Raw genomic sequence first — 17058 nt, 5'->3', positions numbered from 1 at the left:
ACGGGAGAGGAGAGAGAACATTGTCAACCGCAACTATAGGCTGGAAGGCTCTGAGAATTCTTTTTATGGTACTCTTAACCACACTGATACTCTCGGCTTGTTCCTCTCCTCCACCGGAGCCTTCTCAGCCGCCACAGCCAACTGAAGCTCCGGAGGTGGGGCAGACGATTACGGTAATTACTCCGGATGCCAAGAATGTGGACAGCAATAACGTAACGAAATACCAAATTCAGACCCGACTTACAGATTTTCAGCTTCTGAGCGCATCCGAAGGACTAGCTTGGGGAGTAACGAAAAATGAGCTTCGCATGTACATGACCCGGAATAACGGGAAGACCTGGACTAATATTTCTCCGGCTGCTAACGTGCAGTTTCTTTCAAATCCTGTGTATGGAAAAGAAATCTTTTTCACAGACCCCAGCAATGGGTGGATTATACGCAGTTCCTTCGGGTTGACGGAGACGATTGTGCTACGCACCAAAGATGGGGGACAAAGCTGGAAAATATCCTCATTAGCAGACGCGAATACGATCTCTTCCATATATTTTCTTTCACCAACACATGGATGGTTAATGACTTCTTGGGATTCTTCTTCTACTAAAGAGAGTAAAGCGCTCTATTCAACCATTGACGGTGGAGCGACCTGGAAAGCGGTTATGCAGAACGAACAATATAATCCAAACCTCCAGAACAAAGCGATTCCCATGGCGGGAGTTACTACTGGAATGGTGTTCAAGGATAGTACCCATGGCTTTGTATCGCTGCAGACTGGTGCTCTGCCCAAGGTCTATCTGACGAAAGACGGTGGTGTGACCTGGCGTTTAGGCCCTGCCTTTTTGGTGAATGAACGATTCGAGAGCTGTGATAGAGTCATCACCGGCAAGCCTGAATTCTTCGATGGTGGCAAGGTTACAGGCTGGATGGCTGTGGGCTGTCAAAAGGATAAGGATAACAGCATTAGGTATCATGGTTATTTTACGGCGGATGGGGGAGAGAATTGGCAATTCAGATCCTTTAATCTTACTAGCCGGACAGGCATCAATCGCCATATTGCTCCAACGTTCCTGAATTCCGAGACCGGTTGGACCTTGGATGGGAGTACACTTTACTACACAACTAACCAGGGGCTAATTTGGAAGGCACTCCCAGCCAGCAGTGTTCTGCAGTCCAAGTTACTCGAATATCCGGAAATTGTGAAGCTGCAATTTTTCTCTGCTAAGGTGGGCTGGCTTTTGATTGAGAAGAAAGAGGATAGACGGTCCATACTGCTGCAAACCACGAATGGTGGGCTCAGCTGGAAAGTGATGTGAAAGGCAATAAGAAGAAGCTGCCCTTTGTGGCGGCTTTTTTTGTTTTAAATACATCTAAAAAACTTATTTAAAATTTTTTTAAAAATGTGAAATAAATCACATGACAAATGGATTTTAGTGTGATATATTTAACACATGGAACAAGTACATTATTTCACAAACTAATATCCGAATGGGAGAGATTATGATGACAACTTTTGAAACGGATTATATGACTAAGAACTTGCTACAATTGTGCTACAACTGTGCTGACGCTCACCTGTGTGAAACTGAAGAACAATGTAAAGCTTGTTGGGCTGAAAATGGTATGATGCCAGAGCAAGATGAAACCAAACAGTTACTTGATCTTGTTCATGCTTAATCTGACTACTAAAATGTATGATTAGAGACCACATGTTTTCTTGAACCTAAGAAATCGTAGTGGTCTTTTTGCGTTCTATAAATTCCTTGAATATTCACTAGATTGTTTATTTTCGATGCTGTCTGGACGGAGAGAGGCATATACATGTACAGTAGTGTCCATATGTAAAATTGGGCTGAATAAAGGGTGATAAGGAGGGAAGTCATGGGAATGGGCCCGGATTCTTCATGGATGTTTGATTTTTCCGGAACAGTGCTCCCGATCTTTCTTGCTGTGATGATTGGTATTATCGCTGTATCTGCTGGCAGGGGCTTGCTTCAGTGGAGCCGTAACAACAGCTCGCCCATGCTAACTATTCCTGCCCGTATAGTCAGTAAACGCAGTGAAGTACAGCACCAGCAGCTTCAGGAAGAGGGAGGTTCAAGCCGTACAAGCACAACTTATTATCTGACGTTCGAAGTGGATAATGGTACTCGAGTCGAATTCAAAGTAGAAGGTAACGAGTATGGTATGAGTGCAGAAGGCGACCGAGGAATGCTGTCTTATCAAGGGACCCGGTATTATGGATTTCAGAGGCATCCCCATTATTCCTCTGCTGAGCAACTCTAATGACCTATATTTGCATTACAATATTTTGCTTGAAATATCCCCTTGATTCCAGTTAGTGGAACAAGGGGGTATTTATAATATTAGGAAGTATAAACTTAAACTGGGAGTGAGTTCATGATGATGGATAAACGAAGAACAGTGATTGTAACCGGTGCAGGAAGCGGAATAGGTAAGGCGATTGCCGAACCCTATGCGGTTAAAGGAGCAAATGTCGTGATTGCAGAGCTAAATGAAGAACAGGGAAAGCAAGTGGCGGCTGACATTATGCACAAGGGTGGATCAGTAGCTTTTATCGCTTGTGATGTCAGCAAGGAAGAACAAATCATCGCACTGATGGCTCACAGTTGAAAGGTACGAATGTCCGCAGCTGCTTCCTCGCCACCCGTGAGGCTGCTAAGGTAATGCGAAATAATAGGGATGGTGGGACAGTGGTGAATCTCTCTTCAACGCGTTCAAAGATGTCTGAGCCCAATACAGAAGCTTATGCAGCTAAGGGGGCCATCTCCGCGCTGACACATGCAATGGCAATCACTTTGGGGAAAGACGGAATAACCGTTAATAGTATCAGTCCAGGATGGATTGATACAGGGGACTATAATGAGCTTCGTGAAATTGACCATACACAACATCCGTCAGGACGTGTCGGTAAACCGCAGGATATTGCTCGTGCATGTCTTTATCTGACGGCCTCGGACAATCGTTTTGTAACAGGGACAGAATTAGTGATTGATGGGGGTATGACACGCAAAATGATTTACGAGCCCTAAAGTACGAATGAAATTTAAGTGAGGACTGTCACCACTTAGGCGAATGCACATACAATACAGCGTGCAGTAAAGAGCAGACTTACTTGTCAAGGAACAATTACAAGGAGGAGACAGTGTGGCCGTCATCAAAGCGAACTCGGAAGAAGTGAAGGTGCTTGCGCGGCTGATGAGGGCAGAAGCCGAAGAGGATGGACAATCTGGCATGCTGATGGTCGGCAATGTCGGCGTCAACCGTATTCTTGGCAATTGCCTGGATTTTAATAACATCCGCAATATGAACGATATGGTATTTCAAAGTCCAGGAGGCTTCGAAGCACCGCAGAAGGGATATTTCTATCAACGGGCTAGGGAGGCTGATATTCGTCTGGCTAAGCGGGCGATTGCGGGTGAGAGAACCTGGCCTGCATCCAATGCGCTTTGGTTCTTCCGACCCGTTGGAGACTGCCCAGCTACATGGTATGACCAGCAGAATACCGGACGCTTCAAAGCCCATTGCTTCTTTACTCCGACAGTTACAGATTGCCCGGCGGTATATTAGGCAATGTAGCTATTCAGTTATGCAGAGACAGACACTTCTTTCTAAAAAGAGTGTCTGTCATAAAAGTAATGTTTGTACAGTAAAGGCTTTAGGAGCAACTGCTTCACAATACTTTTAGGAGGTTTTAGTAAATGATAGCTCAACCTTATCGCCCCGTTACTTACACAATTGGTACAATGTCTTCAAATAATATGCCTGGAACGAGCGGCATGGGTGGAATGTCGGGAATGGGTGGAATGGGTGGAATGAGCGGCATGCCCGGGATGAGTGGAATGCCCGGAATGTCTGGGATGCCAGGGATGGGTAGTGTACCCCCTCAAGTGAGTAGTGGAGCTCCGATGACCCCAACCGGAACGGTGGTTCCAACAACAGCTCCCGTTTTTGAGCAATCTTACATTGAGAATATTTTTCGCCTGAATCTTGGCAAGGTAGGCACCTTCTATTTTACGTATGAGAATAATAAGGATTGGAATGCCAAAATCTATAAAGGGAAGCTAGAGGCTGCGGGTCGTGACCATATTATCATCAGTGATCCGGCAACTGGACAGCGCACTGTCTTACTTATGATTTATTTCGATTATGCTACCTTTGACGAACCCCTTACTTATCAGTACCCAGGTACAATCGGCAATCCTCCAACCCGGAATTTTCGCTAATTTCTTAAGTCTCCTGAACCTTTGAGGTACGGGGGACTTCTTTTTTATTTCCCGCCCTAAAAGGTTATGCTTCTTTAATAATGTTTACTATTTCAAACACTTCATCTTTAAGTGAAGTTAACAACGGGTATCTTTTAGCTACTGGGGTATAATTCCAATAGACGTAAACGTTATGCCGTTCTGATTTTTAAATAAGCCAGAATCTATTTGACCTTAAAGGTTGCTGGGGTTTTTGTGTTCAGGGAACTTTTCCTTACCAGTGATACAGAGTTAATATACATAATATTCCAAATGGGATATATTGAAATTAGTTATTTGAATTCAAAATCTGCGGTGTAAGCCTCCGTGAATGGAACCGATATATTCAACATTCGTATTCCTTTAAATTACGACGAAAGGTTGTGTGAGTGATGGATAACGGATATTTTGTGGGTTGGGGGACGCTGGCTCTAATTAATGCGGGGCTGGCGCAAGGAAAAAATAGAAGTGGACTAAATTGGTTTTTACTTTCTTTGCTTTGTGGTCCACTGGCTACATTTTTTCTTGTGATTTCGGATAAGGCCCGATTAGATTAGAATCAGAATATATTCAAGATAAACTGTCGTTCAAATTACAGAGTATGGCCTGGATAGCATTATAGATTCGGTGGACCGATCCAGTAGTACACGTCAGAAACGGTGAAGATCGCTGATACATACTATATTCGTAATGGATATGAATTTAGAGTGACCTACCTAAGAAGCACTGAGATAAGTATTATGCCAATCAGGAGGTGGGTGGATGAAGCGTTCAATTAACCTTTTTAACATAGCGCTAACCATGATCATTCTATATGTATTGGTTAGTGTTATTGCGGGTTTGATTGGAATGAATTTTAATAACCTATGAAGTATTACCCCATCAACCTTAATTGGTCGGTGGGGATTTTTCAATTTTTCGTATATTTTTTTAGACCCGCTAATTTTGAGCATAAAAAGATTTCGCGTTTGTTATCTGATTATACCCAAATCTAGCTCTATAACTTAAATTACGCCCTCTCCTCCAATAGCAGTTGCTGTGAATGATATTGGGCCAAATAGATTTATAGGCAAGTTGCTATCATTTTGAATTACCAATTCATAGTTGTGGATTCCCAGATAAGGACCATCAACCCATTGAACATTTAATTGAATATCGGTAGTTGTAGTAAAACGATAGAAGGATTGATAAATATCGACTCCAGCACGTCGGATTATAACAAGAAATTGACTATTAGCAAGTGCAGTAACACTAAAACTACCATTTAACTCGACTCTACTGGAGAAAGAGGAAGGATTAGCCGGACTAATATTTACTTGAGCTGTGGCTAGACCCGCTCCAGCTCCATTAATCCCCGCAACCGTTATAACACTACTAAACGGGTCTAACGGGATTTTTGCCTGTGAACCATAACTTATAACTGTTGCCATTTATCATCACTCCATTTCAAGGTATACATTATAATATTGTGAATTCGCAATAATAGATTGGACTTAATTCCTGATGATTATATACATTTGAGGTAGGTGAGTTGCTGAAAAACAACTTAAAAAAGGAATAACATATAAGAAATTCCCCGTCAGTGATTATACTGGCGGGGTTGTTTTGTCTTTGGGAGAACACTCGGTACTGTTGAGGTTTTTCCATGATGGAGAATCAATCCTAGTTTGTAAGGCAGGCGCAAGATCATGAATGGCAGCTTGATATGTAGCGTAAACAGGAGGTACTGAGGTTGACGGGGTGGCGCCAAAGATTTAACATAAACATATATAATAGAAGGAACACGTAAATACAAACTAATACAAAAAGAAAATCACCCAATATAATCACGTGAAAATCACATAATCTCTTTTCATTAGTTTGTTGCTGTTTCTACTATTGAGAGATATATGTCCATGAGCCGCAAAAATAGATCATATTTTCAATACTGTTTTAGACCTGTTTTTGTGGTCTCTGTAATAATATAATAAAGTATATATTTGTATCCGTGATTCTAGTCAGGAGCTGAAGGCATTGGGAAATTGATACTGAAAGGAATAGCTGATGAGTTACAAGCTGTCATTCTAAGTAAACGAAGGAGGTGGGCCTATCCGCCCGATGTGGAAAACGGTGGATAGGAGTATACATTGAGCGACCCTTTACCCGGTATATTAAACGTAAGTCTGATTATTTTATTGGTGCTTTTGAATGGATTTTTTGTTTCGGTCGAGTATGCGATGGTGAAGGTACGCAGCGGTCGTATTGATTCCCTGATTGAGGAAGGAAGTAAAAGAGCATTAGCGGCAAGAAATATCGTACATCATCTGGATGCCTATCTGTCCGCCTGCCAGCTTGGGATTACACTAGCTTCGCTTGCACTGGGTTGGCTGGGTGAGCCAGCCATTGCATCGATTGTAGGACCCATTATGGAAGGCATAGGGTTTGGCGAGAGCTCTGTTTATGTTATTTCCCTAATTATTGCTTTTATGTTTATTACAGTTCTGCATATTGTGCTCGGTGAACTTGCACCTAAGACTATTGCAGTGAACAAAGCTGAAGCGGTCCTTCTTCTAACAGCGGGTCCAATGAATGTGTTTTACAAGCTGATGTATCCTTTTATTTGGATCGTCAATAGTATGGCACGCGGGTTGCTTCGGATCTTCCATCTTGCGCCAGCTTCTGAGCTGGGAATCGCACACACGGAGGAAGAAATTCGTATTCTAATGCAGGAAAGCAACAAGAGCGGACTGATTGATAATACCGAAATGGCTTTGGTTGATAACATTTTTGAATTTGTAGATACAATGGCCAGAGAGATTATGATTCCGCGTACTGAAATGATTTGTCTCAATAATCATCTTTCTGCGGAGGAGAACCTGGAAATTGCGTATGAAGGAATGCGGACGCGTTACCCTGTCTGCGATGGCGATAAGGACCATATTTTGGGCTTTATTCATATCAAGGATTTAATTAGGGATAATGCACCGTTGTATATTGAATTACTGCGTCCTATTCTTACAGTTCCAGAATCGATTCAGATCAGTGCTCTGCTAAAAGTAATGCAGCGGGCTAAGACGCAGATTGCTATTCTGATTGACGAATATGGCGGAACCTCCGGCATGGTGACATTGGAAGATATTATGGAGGAAATTGTCGGCGAAATTCAAGACGAATTCGACGAGGAACGTGCGGGTGTGGAGAAGTTGGCAGAGGATGAATTCTCGATCGACGGTTTGATGCTGATTGAGGAAATTAATGATCTGCTGGGTTTAAATATGGAGACCGATGATTATGATACTTTAGGCGGCTGGCTGTATTCCAAACTGGAGGTCAATCCTCCACAAAAAGGCCAATCGGTAGAATTTGACAGTCATCTGTTCATCGTAGATGAAATGGACAGTAAACGGATTTCACGGATTAAACTGCTGAAGATTCAGATGTTAACTGAAGAAGCTGGTGCATAAGACAATAAGGTATGGTGCCTCGAATGGGCGCTATGCTTTTTTTTGCGCAGATTGGAAAAAGGTCCCAGGTTATATTCATCTGATTTGAGCCATATCTCCGATTCGTGTCGATTCACCTAGGGTAATGGGTAGATAAAGATATTTGTCTGCAAATATATCTATATTGAGAAGGGAGAGGAACACATGCAACCGTATCAAGGTCATTATAATGACCTGCTTGTTTTCCTTTCTATTATTATAGCGTTATTATCCTGTTTCACGGCTTTCGATTTGGCGGAACGCCTTGTCAGAGGGAGAAGAGGGCATCCCTATATTTTACTAACGTCCAGCATTCTCGGAATTGGTCTGTGGAGTATGCATTTTATGGGTATGCTAGCGATGGAAATGAATATGATGGTCTATTATCACCTTCCACTTTTGATCTTCACCCTCTTGATTCCTATTGCTGTGTCCTACGCACTCCTCACTTTAATAAATAATCCTCGTACTCGAAGCAAGCCTCATCTATTTATTGGAGGTCTGTTGTTTACTTCAGGCATTCTATTTATGCATTATAGTGGAATATTCGCTATGAAAATATCTGCACGTAACGAGCAAAATATTTCCTATGCGCTCCTTTCAACACTTTTCGCGCTTGTGGTGCCCCTAGGTATGGTGTTCTTTCAACAAAAATGGCTGAAGAATTCCTATAATATGTTTTCCTTCCAAAATATTCCGTTAGCTCTGTTGCTGACGGGTTCACTTACTGCAATGCATTATACCGCCATGACAGGGGCTTCCTTTGTGGTGACAGATAGTGTGAATTACAACGGAAGAGCCCCGCTATTGAATGATTCCTTATTGGGCTTACTGGTGGGTGGTGCCTTCTTGATCATAGTAGTAATTGTGTTGGGTCTCCTTTACAGAGAACGTCAACAGGTGCTGACCTCGGCCAGATTTAATGAACAACGTTATATGGCGCTTTTCGAATTCAGTCCGGATATGGTGATTTGTATTGATCCAGTTCACCGAAATATAGTGAGTGCAAATCCAACCGTACATGAGACAACGGGTTATAGTAGAGAGGATTTGCTGGGATCCAAGAATATCATAGACAGACAACAAGATATGCTGGCTATTAATGCTGCAATAGAGCAGGCTTTTCAAGGGCATTCCAGTAAATTGGACCATTCGATCAGAACGAAAGCGGGCAGAAGAATGTATTGTAGTTCAACCGTGTTTCCGCTAGTTACGGACAAACAACACCTTGTATATATAGTCTCAAAAGACGTGACTGAACTCATGCAGTTCCAGCAGGAGCTGGTTATTGCCAAGGATGCAGCAGAAAGCGCAGTCCGGATGAAAAGTGAGTTTCTGGCTACGATGAGTCACGAAATTCGCACCCCCCTAAATGGGATTCTTGGGATCAATCAGCTGCTTGCAGATGATTTAACAACCCCTGAGCATCTGGAAATGCTAAAAGTACAGGCTGAAAGCAGTGGAGTCTTACTTAATGTGATCAATGATATTTTGGACTTGTCCGGATTGGAAGCAGATTCATTGCGGCTGTACAGAGAGCCTTTTCAATTATCTCAGCTGATGCAGCAAAGTACCGAGATGTTCCAAGGGTTTGCACGAAATAAAGATTTGAGTCTGCTGCTATTTGTCGATCCTGTTATTCCTGATCTGCTGGTTGGTGATTGTGCACGCATTCGTCAGATCCTGGTTCATTTAATCGGGAATGCTGTTAAGTTTACCCCTTCCGGAGCTGTAACAATTACTGTGAAGCCCTATGGTACTGACAGTAAGTCTAGATGCCTGCAATTTCGAGTCAGTGATACAGGTATTGGAATTGATCCAGATAAGCTACATCTACTGTTTAAGCCGTTCTCCCAACTGGATGCTTCGCATAATCGCAAATATTCAGGAACCGGGTTGGGCTTGGCCATATGTAAAAAGCTGGTTGACCTGATGGATGGGGAGATTTGGGTGGAACCCGCAGCAGGAGGGGGCACCGAGTTTACATTTAGAATTATGCTTCAACCTATAGATGACTATATGGGCCCAATGTTGCGCAAGGAGACTGAACAGTCGGGAGAGCAGTTGAACTCTGAAGTTGTGAGGTTTGCCAAGAAGAGTCCTTTAACTATATAATTCAAATTAAAACTACGCCCGTCCTGCATAGGACAGAAAGGAATTTTCCTTGAGCAAACCCAAAAAACACAGCCCCCCGATTTCTCAATTAAGTAAACAGGAGAAGAACCGGAAAGAACAGGAACAACAGCAGCAAAAAACAAGGATTCTTATTGTTAGTGCAGTAGCTTTAGTAGTCATTATTTTTGTAGTATTATTTATGATTGCTTCTAACGATACCTCTTCAAAAGCGACAACTGCTGAACCAGTCAACTTTAATTACAGTGATCTGCCCAGACTCGGTGAAGAAGATGCTCCGGTGAAGATTGTGGAATTTGGAGATTTTAAATGTCCAGCATGTGCACAATTCTCCGGTGTTATTAAACCACAGATCGTTCAGGAATATGTGGAAACAGGTAAAGCAGCCTTATACTTCGTGAATATGGCCTTTATCGGGCCGGATTCGGAGACAGCGTCGTTAGCTGCATTATCTGTATATCATCAAAGTAATGATGAATTCTGGAAGTACTATGACGCTATTTATGCGAACCAAGGCAAGGAGGATATAGAGTGGGCGACCGCAGACTTCCTTGTAAGCTTGGCGGAGAAGGAAAAACTGGCGATTGATTATGATCTGCTGCGTAAGGACATTGAAGATCGTACGTATGCGGATGAATTGACCAGAGATATTAAGGTGGCAAGTGACTCTTCCGTCACAAATACACCGACCCTCTTTATTAATGGAGTTGTGTCAGAAGAGCCGTTTAATATTGAGGCTATTTCTGCAGATATTGATGCCGCAACTAAAGTGGTGGAAGCAAAGTGACGAGATTCTCTTCTTTTTGCCGTCGTAACTGTCTCTATCTGGCCTGGTTCGTTTCTTTAATTGCTGTTGCAGGTAGCCTCTACTTGAGTGAGGTCCTGAAATACGAGCCCTGCAAGCTCTGCTGGTTCCAGCGTATCTTTATGTATCCGCAGCTAATACTGCTTGGAATCGCTACTTTTCGGGGAGATAAAAAGATTATTCCTTATGTGCTGCCTCTAAGTCTAATTGGTGGGAGTATCTCTATTTATCATTACGCAGAGCAAAAGATTCCTGTACTCAGCAAAGTCATTCCTTGTACGATCGGAGTACCCTGCAATAAGGATTATTTGAATTTTTTCGGCTTCATTACAATCCCCTTGCTAGCTTTGATTGCCTTCGTTTTGATTGCTGTTTTACTGTGGACTGGACGGAAGAGTAATGAAGCGGAGACAGAAGAAGAGGTTGAAATCTCAACATACTAATTATTGCTTGATGAACTGTCACATATATTAGGGAAAACATCATAAACACACGGGACGTTGGGATAATCGAAGCTATTGAAAGAGAGTGTTATGTCAGATCTCATATTTGCGCAAATTGGATGTTTTTTCATTATTTTTTCATTTCTTTCACGACTTTACTGTAAGGTCTTTGTAGACTATTATTAGACCTTGTGAGAAGTTGAATATGCGCTGAATTTTCCGAAGGAAAAACGGGGGAACCAAACTTGACCCTTAGGGTCAAAGGGGTGAATCAGAAGAGGTCATCATGACCAATCTGTAGGGCTTTCCACAGCCCGAATCCGCCAGCTAACCTCGTAAGCAAAGGTGGGATAATGACCATGCATAAGCATGCGGATCATTTCCGTATGCTTATTTTTGTGCCTGCATTTATGAAATCCACCAAGAAAATAGCGCACGGTAATACCGATTCAACTCACAAAGAGAGGAACTGTTTCTACGATGGTAAGCAAGGTAAAACGACTATTGATCGGGCGTCCGATGAAGTCGAACGAACTCGATCATGAAAAGTTATCCAAGGTGAAAGCACTGGCTGTTCTGTCTTCAGATGCGCTATCGTCTGTGGCCTACGGAACGGAACAAATTTTGATTGTACTGGTGGCAGCAGGTTTCACAGCCATTTGGTACTCATTGCCAATTGCACTAGCCGTATTGGGTCTGCTGGCCATTCTGATTTTTTCTTACAAGCAGACAATCTTTGCTTATCCTCAAGGCGGTGGTGCCTACATCGTAGCTAAAAGTAATCTGGGCATTTCGACAGGACTGTTAGCTGGCGGCTCCCTGCTAGTAGATTACATCCTAACCGTTGCAGTAAGCGCCTCGGCCGGAACAGATGCGATTACATCAGCTTTTCCAAATCTGCATAATCACTCTGTTCTGATCGCAGTTACCGTTATTCTTCTACTAACTATAGTCAACTTACGCGGAGTGACAGAATCAGCATCATTTATTGCCATTCCGGTTTATTTGTTTGTAGTCTCCATTTTCGTACTAATTATTAGTGGCTTTATTAAATATGCTACAGGCGGTGCTCACGCCAATATTCCAGAGATGGGTACTGTCGTGTCTAATGTCAGCCTGTTTCTATTGCTCAAAGCTTTTAGCTCCGGTTGTTCAGCACTGACTGGGGTAGAGGCGGTATCGAATGCCATCCCCAATTTCAAAGCCCCGGCGGATAAGAATGCAGCCAAGACTTTGATGATGATGGGAATTATCTTGGGTGCTATGTTTACAGGGATTACACTCTTGGCTTATTGGTATGGCGTTATGCCGGACGAGAAAGCTACAGTTATTTCTCAAATTGCCGAATCAACCTTTGGTCGTGGCGGATTATACTTCTTCATTCAAGGCATAACAGCGGTAATCTTGTTCTTGGCTGCAAATACAGCATACTCTGCTTTTCCATTACTTGCCTTTATGTTCGCTAAAGATAAATACCTGCCGCATGCTTTTATGGTTCGCGGTGACCGCTTGGGCTTTTCCAATGGTATTATTTTTCTCGGTGTGTTGTCAGCCGTACTTGTAGCGGCATTTCACGGGGATACGGGGGGATTGATTCCTCTGTATGCGGTGGGGGTTTTTATTCCATTCACGTTATCACAGCTCGGTATGATGGTGCACTGGTTTAAGCTGAAGCCACAGGGTTGGCAGGGGAAGTTCGCTGTCAATACAGTCGGTATGTTGACCACTTTGACGATTACCCTTATATTTATCATCACTAAATTCACTAGTATATGGATGATCTTTCTTTTCTTACCTGCTGTTATGTTCGTGTTTTACCGAATTCATCAACATTATATGAATACTGCTGACCAGCTTCGTATTTGCATGGATACAGATAAACCTTGCATCAAAGGAAGCACAGTTGTAGTTCCAGTATCGGGTGTAACACGAGCTGTACTGCATTCACTCAGCTATGCCAAATCGTTAACAGATAATGTAGTAGCTGTTTATGTAGGTTTTGATGAAGAAGATATTCAGAAGATGGAGCTTAAATGGAAGGAATGGGACCCAGGTGTGCGTCTGATCGTTCTTCGTTCCCGTTACCGCAGCGTTATCCGTCCGCTGATCAAGTTTATTGATACAGTAGAATGGAAGACAGCAACGACCGATCATATTACGATCCTGATCCCTCAGTTCATTACAAAGCACTGGTGGCAGGCTATACTACACAATCAGACGAGTATCTTCATTCGCACTTATCTTATGAATCAAAAAGATATTGTTGTGGCCACAGTTCCTTATCATCTTAACAAATAATAAGCTTGTTCATCCCTAGCGGCTAGTTCCGGAAGTATCGGAACTAGCCGCTTTTTGCGTATGATTATGGTGGTAAGGGCTACTATTCTAATTCTCCAGCTTATTAACTTTGCTTGCGCTTACATTAGTTTATTTGGTTAAATTTCATTTAAGAAAAAATGTAATTATACACATAATTAAATATTTATGTTGACATAGAGAATGAGAATCAATATCATTTAAGAAAGTGAGGCGAAGGCAAACACACCTTTGACCAACAATGCAGATACATAACAGGAGGGGTATTTTAATGTTTTCGTTTAAGAAAAAGAGCTTGGGAAGCATGAAACTAGCAATGAGCGGACTAATGGTGATGGTATTGTTTTTATCCGCCTGCGGTAATAATAATGCTGGGAATTCAGCAAATAGTGGAGCAGAGGTTTCTGCAGCACCTACAGTAGAGGCTTCAACAGCCCCGGCAGAAACAACTGCACCAGCTGTAGAGAAGACTGTAACGGACTCCATGGGACATAAGGTTATTATTCCAGCTAACCCACAACGGGTTCTGGGATCGTATCTGGAAGATTATTTGGTAACACTCGGTGTGACACCGGTAGCGCAATGGTCAGTTCCTAACGGTATTCAGGATTATTTAGCTGCTGATTTGAAAGATGTCCCAAAGATCAGCTACGACCTTCCATTGGAGGCTGTAACGAGTTTTACCCCAGATTTAATTCTCATTCAATCGGAGTCTGAAGTTCAAAATGGGCTGTACGATCAATTGAACAAAATTGCCCCTACTTATGTTGTGGGAGACGCACTTAGCAAGGACTGGCGTAAAGCGCTGCTCACCATCGGTGAGATTCTGAATAAGACTCCAGAGGCAGAGCAAGCCATTAAAGATTACGATCAGAAAGCAGCTGACGCAAAAGAAAAGCTTGCTGGAGCTATTGGTAAAGAATCCGCAGCAATTCTCTGGCTGGTGCAGAAGAACTTCTATATTGTTGATGAAACCCGCAGCAGTGGCGCGGTGTTGTATACAGATCTTGGCGTAACGCTTCCTAACCTTGTAACAGAGATTCCTGAGGGAACAAGAGCTACCTGGAATCCTATTTCTCTGGAAAAACTCGCTGAGTTGACAGCAGATCATATCTTCCTGGTGAATAGTGATAAGACTGAGGGATCGGCTATTCTGGATAGTGCAATCTGGAAGGGCATTCCAGCCGTCAAAGCGGGAAAAGTACATGAGCTTAGCTCCACAGCCAGCTGGCTTTACAGCGGTGCGACTGCGGGCTCCCAGACTATAGATGATGTATTGGCCAGTCTTGTGAAATAAGAAATAATCATTCCATCAGCCGAAAGTGACTAGTTCATGAGGATACAAGATGTGTGCAGGTCAGTGTATCCCCGGATACACTGACCTGCACCTTTTTTTGAAAATTATAGACTTTAGTATACTTATACAGCAGAAATTCTGCATCTTCATTGTACATAATTGATATTTTTGCGATAATGAGAATGATAGTTGTTATCAATTGAAATTTTGTAACTCATTATAAGGAGACGACTCATGGTCCCATCCCCAGAATCCACACACAAAATTCAGAAAACTGTAGGAAACAAGCCTTTACGATCACATCCGGCGGCGGCAGTAAGCATCATTATATTCGGACTTGCCGCCATCGTCTTTGGTCTAGCGCTCTCTGTCTCTGTTGGTGCAGCAGATATTAAGCTGGCAACCGTATGGGAAGCCGTATTTCGCTTTAATCCTCAGCTTCAGCAGCACCAAGTGATTAGAGAACTGCGAATCCCACGCGCTGTAGCGGGGGCTCTAGTTGGCGCTTGCTTTGCTGTAGCAGGAGCTATTATGCAGGGGATGACCCGTAACCCGCTTGCCGATTCCGGTCTGCTTGGCTTGAATGCTGGAGCAGGGGTAGCGCTGGCAGTAGCTTTTGCATTTGCACCGTCGCTTTCTTTTATTTATATCATGCTGTACTGCTTCGTCGGTGCTGCTACAGCAGCCCTGATCGTCTTCGGTATCGGATCACTATCCTATAATGGTCTGACACCTTTACGTTTGACGCTTGCTGGCGCGGCAGTGAGTGCATTGTTGCTTGCTATTAGTCAGGGTGTAGCGATCCTCTTCAATCTTTCGCAAGACATAGCTTTTTGGTTAGCCGGTGGAATGGGAGGGACGAACTGGATTCAGTTAAAGATAATGTTTCCATTTGTTGTTGTGGCTCTTATCGCCGCAATGATGTTATCACGTTCCATTACTCTGCTTAGCTTAGGAAGGGATGTAGCAGCTGGGCTGGGGCAGCGAACACGGCTGGTACAAACCACCGGAATGCTTGTTGTCGTCATTCTTGCCGGAACAGCAGTATCTACAGTGGGTCCGGTTGCTTTTGTAGGACTCATCATTCCGCATGTGGTGCGTTACCTGGTCGGGGTTGACTATCGTTGGATCATTCCTTGCTCGGCAGTTCTCGGCAGTCTGTTAATTGTATTTGCAGATATTGCTGCCAGAATGATTAACGCGCCGTATGAAACACCTTTAGGAGCTTTAATAGCGTTGATCGGCGTTCCATTCTTCATTTATTTAGCGAGTAAACGCAAGGGAGAACTATCATGAGTAAAATAGTACTCTCTCCATATGAAAGGCAGCGCCGAACTCGGGGAATTACCGTATTATCGTCGCTTGGAATTCTTATCCTAGCTGTTTTTATCGTCAGTATGAATACCGGATTTATGCGATTGTCACCGCTGGACGTGCTACATACTTTAGCAGGCGAAGGAACTCATCAGCAGAAGCTTATTCTTTTTGAATTCCGACTGCCGAGGATAGTGATTTCATTGCTGGTAGGGGCGGGCTTTGCAGTTTCCGGCTGTATTCTGCAAAGCCTGTCGCGTAATGCTCTCGCTGAGCCTGGAACATTAGGAATAAACGCCGGTGCAGGATTTGCTGTTATTATCTATATCTCATTCTTTCCAGCGTCAACAACGGCCTCTGTATTCTTGCTGCCACTATTGGCACTGGCGGGTGCAGGTCTTACAGCGACCCTCATTTATTTCCTGTCCTATCGGAAGGAAGACGGCCTGTCTCCAACAAGACTTATTCTGATCGGGATTGCGGTATCCGCAGGAATCTATGCTTTTCAGCTAATCTTGTCACTCCGACTTGATCCGCGAAATTACCAGTTTGTTGCTACTTGGATTGCCGGCAAGATTTGGGGTGGTGATTGGAGATTTGTACTTGCTCTGCTGCCGTGGCTGTTAATTCTACTTCCATTTTCCTTCTACAAGGCTCGGGTACTCAATGTTCTGAATCTGGGGGACCAGACCTCGGCCGGACTCGGAGCGCCAGTAGAGAAGGAGCGGATTCTTCTGTTAGCAGCGGCAGTCGCGCTTGCAGGCTCCTGTGTCGCCGTAAGCGGTGGGATCGGCTTCGTCGGCCTGATCGCACCGCATCTGGCGCGCAGGCTGGTAGGCCCACGGCATCAAGTACTGCTGCCCGCCTGTGCCTTGATCGGCGCTTTGCTGCTTCTTACGGCCGATACGCTTGGACGCTGGGTCCTGCAGCCTGCAGAAATACCAACAGGCATCGTAGTAGCAATCATCGGGGCACCTTACTTTCTTTACCTACTGGCCAAATCCAAGGCTTAGCAGCAGTTCTATTAGAG

At 43.6% G+C, this 17058-nt stretch carries 15 protein-coding genes, 1 pseudogene and 1 riboswitch; of the genes and pseudogenes, 15 read left to right on the top strand and 1 reads right to left on the bottom strand.

From position 1 onward, the window contains the following. Positions 1–20 precede the first annotated feature (20 nt). The 7 genes and pseudogenes from GJB61_RS15875 (at position 21) to GJB61_RS31210 (ending at position 4816) form a co-directional block, all read left to right on the top strand. Positions 21–1310, top strand: a complete 1290-nt coding sequence (locus GJB61_RS15875) for a beta propeller repeat protein (RefSeq protein WP_154119620.1) — start codon at positions 21–23, stop codon at positions 1308–1310. A gap of 172 nt (positions 1311–1482) precedes the next feature. Beyond that, positions 1483–1671, top strand: a complete 189-nt coding sequence (locus GJB61_RS15870; protein ID WP_195724365.1) for a hypothetical protein — start codon at positions 1483–1485, stop codon at positions 1669–1671. A gap of 210 nt (positions 1672–1881) precedes the next feature. Next, the gene (locus GJB61_RS15865) at positions 1882–2280 is read left to right on the top strand and encodes a DUF2500 domain-containing protein (RefSeq protein ID WP_154119994.1); all 399 of its coding nucleotides are present in this window, start codon (positions 1882–1884) and stop codon (positions 2278–2280) included. A 117-nt stretch (positions 2281–2397) separates the two neighbouring features. Further along, positions 2398–3047: pseudogene (locus GJB61_RS15860) on the top strand (SDR family NAD(P)-dependent oxidoreductase). Positions 3048–3162: 115 nt separating this feature from the next. Beyond that, the gene (locus tag GJB61_RS15855; protein WP_338115871.1) at positions 3163–3585 is read left to right on the top strand and encodes a cell wall hydrolase; all 423 of its coding nucleotides are present in this window, start codon (positions 3163–3165) and stop codon (positions 3583–3585) included. 131 nt (positions 3586–3716) lie between these two features. Further along, positions 3717–4241 (top strand): spore coat protein GerQ, encoded by a 525-nt coding sequence (gene gerQ / locus GJB61_RS15850; RefSeq protein ID WP_154119616.1) that lies wholly within the window; start codon positions 3717–3719, stop codon positions 4239–4241. 410 nt (positions 4242–4651) lie between these two features. Next, entirely contained in the window at positions 4652–4816 is a 165-nt protein-coding gene (locus tag GJB61_RS31210; RefSeq protein WP_195724350.1) for a hypothetical protein, read from the top strand. A 447-nt stretch (positions 4817–5263) separates the two neighbouring features. Here GJB61_RS31210 and GJB61_RS15845 read toward each other — a convergent pair whose 3' ends face one another. Next, positions 5264–5689: a hypothetical protein gene (locus tag GJB61_RS15845; protein ID WP_154119614.1), complete on the bottom strand. Its 426-nt coding sequence runs from the start codon at positions 5687–5689 to the stop codon at positions 5264–5266. A 696-nt stretch (positions 5690–6385) separates the two neighbouring features. Between GJB61_RS15845 and GJB61_RS15840 the strand changes: the two genes are divergently transcribed. From GJB61_RS15840 to GJB61_RS15805, 8 genes are all read left to right on the top strand, one after another. Further along, positions 6386–7702 carry a hemolysin family protein gene (locus GJB61_RS15840; protein ID WP_154119612.1) on the top strand — a complete coding sequence of 439 codons (1317 nt, stop codon included), beginning with the start codon at positions 6386–6388 and terminating at the stop codon, positions 7700–7702. Positions 7703–7885: 183 nt separating this feature from the next. After that, complete coding sequence (locus GJB61_RS15835; protein WP_154119611.1) at positions 7886–9835, top strand: ATP-binding protein; 1950 nt, start codon at positions 7886–7888, stop codon at positions 9833–9835. Positions 9836–9884: 49 nt separating this feature from the next. Continuing rightward, a complete protein-coding gene (locus GJB61_RS15830; protein ID WP_154119609.1) occupies positions 9885–10640 on the top strand; it encodes a DsbA family protein in 756 nt (251 codons plus the stop codon). After that, positions 10637–11101, top strand: coding sequence for a disulfide oxidoreductase (locus tag GJB61_RS15825; protein WP_338115870.1), 465 nt, complete (start codon positions 10637–10639; stop codon positions 11099–11101). Before GJB61_RS15830 ends, GJB61_RS15825 begins: the two co-directional genes overlap by 4 nt. Positions 11102–11299: 198 nt before the next feature. Continuing rightward, positions 11300–11458, top strand: a riboswitch (cyclic di-AMP (ydaO/yuaA leader). Positions 11459–11581: 123 nt separating this feature from the next. Further along, positions 11582–13399, top strand: coding sequence for an APC family permease (locus GJB61_RS15820; protein ID WP_154119608.1), 1818 nt, complete (start codon positions 11582–11584; stop codon positions 13397–13399). A gap of 289 nt (positions 13400–13688) precedes the next feature. Further along, entirely contained in the window at positions 13689–14714 is a 1026-nt protein-coding gene (locus GJB61_RS15815; RefSeq protein WP_154119606.1) for an iron-hydroxamate ABC transporter substrate-binding protein, read from the top strand. 234 nt (positions 14715–14948) lie between these two features. Continuing rightward, on the top strand, positions 14949–16010 hold the full coding sequence (locus GJB61_RS15810) for a FecCD family ABC transporter permease (protein ID WP_154119604.1): 1062 nt from the start codon (positions 14949–14951) through the stop codon (positions 16008–16010). Further along, complete coding sequence (locus GJB61_RS15805) at positions 16007–17041, top strand: FecCD family ABC transporter permease (RefSeq protein WP_154119603.1); 1035 nt, start codon at positions 16007–16009, stop codon at positions 17039–17041. Before GJB61_RS15810 ends, GJB61_RS15805 begins: the two co-directional genes overlap by 4 nt. Positions 17042–17058: the final 17 nt, after the last annotated feature.

Origin of the sequence: Paenibacillus monticola, from assembly GCF_009664975.1 — a bacterium.
Taxonomy (GTDB): Bacteria; Bacillota; Bacilli; order Paenibacillales; family Paenibacillaceae; genus Paenibacillus_AQ; species Paenibacillus_AQ monticola.
The sequence above is the reverse complement of the archived record's forward strand: the minus strand, read 5'-3'. Positions and strand labels throughout refer to the sequence as shown.